General features: G+C 37.7%; 2 protein-coding genes and 1 pseudogene. All 3 read right to left on the reverse strand.

The annotated features are described in order from the left end of the window. Positions 1-684, reverse strand: a 684-nt coding sequence (locus BTA31_RS22265) for a glycoside hydrolase family 1 protein (protein WP_142243776.1), incomplete at its 3' end; no start/stop codon positions are given. A 114-nt stretch (positions 685-798) separates the two neighbouring features. After that, entirely contained in the window at positions 799-1,152 is a 354-nt protein-coding gene (locus BTA31_RS22270; RefSeq protein ID WP_076794312.1) for a PTS lactose/cellobiose transporter subunit IIA, read from the reverse strand. 40 nt (positions 1,153-1,192) lie between these two features. Then, positions 1,193-1,515 (reverse strand): annotated as a pseudogene (locus BTA31_RS22275) (PTS sugar transporter subunit IIC); the annotation flags it as partial.

A 1,515-nucleotide genomic window follows, 5' to 3' on the forward strand; every position in this document is an offset into this window, starting at 1 on the left:
ACAAGCAACAAGCTCATTGTGTGCACCCTGATATTTGGCTTCCAGTAGGTTTTCCACGCGATCTGCCGGGATACCGAGGTGATTGAATGACTCAAACGTAATTAAATTAATTTGATTGACGAGAATCCAATATTTCACTTTGTCTTTATAACGTTTAAATAATACTTCACAATAACGGACAAAGAAGTCAATCGTTTTCCGGTTATACCAGCCATTGTATTCAGTTGCTAAATGTAACGGCATTTCATAATGGGAAACCGTAATGAGCGGTTCCATTCCATTTTTAATGATCTCATCAATTAGCTCATCATAGAATTTTAATCCTTCTTCATTCGGCTCTGATTCATCTCCCTTCGGAAATATTCGGGCCCAGTTGATCGATGTACGGAACGAAGTCATCCCCGTTTCTGCCAGCATTTTTAAGTCCTCTTTATAACGGTGATAGAAATCAATCGCGGTTCGTTTTGGATAATAGCCTTCTTTATCTTCTATTGCAAACTGAATGTCTTCAGTTGTCAGTTCAAAATTGCCTTTTTTCTTAATATCCACGCTATCATTAAACTTATTGATATCTGCTACACAGAGTCCTTTTCCGCCTTCCAGATAGGCGCCTTCTGCTTGGTTTGCCGCAATGGCGCCCCCCCATAAAAAGTTTTCAGGGAATGTATTTGGATTTTTTCTCAATTTAATTGCCTCCTTAATCGGCTTTATGCATGCCTATTACATAGTATTTAATAACTTGTGCATAACCGCAGCCACACCGCTTTATTTGCAAAAGTGACTTCATACGAATCAAGGTTATGCCTGCATTCCATCAATTTTTTCATCAAGTCTTCTAAAAACGCGAACTAACCGCTTAGCAATTTCATACTCGCTCTTTACTGTCATTAACGTATCTTGGGCATGAGCAAACAGCAATGAAAAAATAGGCTCCTCTCCCCGTGCCTCTTTTTGTACTGTTTCTGTTTGCAGTTTATGAGATGCAACGATATCTTTATTGGCTTTTTCTAATAGTTCTTCAGCGCGGTCATAGCTTTCTTCTTCACAACATTTTAATGCTTCCATGACATCATTGCGGGCATCACCTGCATGTAAAATCATTTGCATTGAAACTAAATTCAGTGCTTCTTGTTCTTTTTCTCTATCAACCATGATACAATCTCCTTCAATGTTTTTTATAAACTATAATGGATCACTCTTCGCTTAGTTCTGATTCTTTCTTCTTTTCTTGAATATCGTATGCTTTGAAAAATGGGAAGAAAATCATAAACGCAACGGCGAATAATATAATGGCTAAAATAATAGCTCTCCAATCTTGAGTAGCCAAATATGATGAAATGGGCATCGGTACATACCAAAGCAAAAATGTCTTCGAAGGGATGCTTACCCAACCTAAATAGAGAGCCCAGTAGGTAATACTTGGAATAACAATAGATACAATCCACATCGGAATCATAAAAAACGGATTAAAGACAACCGGAGCGCCAAACATTAAAGGTTCATTGATATTAAAGA

This window comes from Bacillus haynesii, from assembly GCF_001969855.1.
Taxonomy (GTDB): domain Bacteria; phylum Bacillota; class Bacilli; order Bacillales; family Bacillaceae; genus Bacillus; species Bacillus haynesii.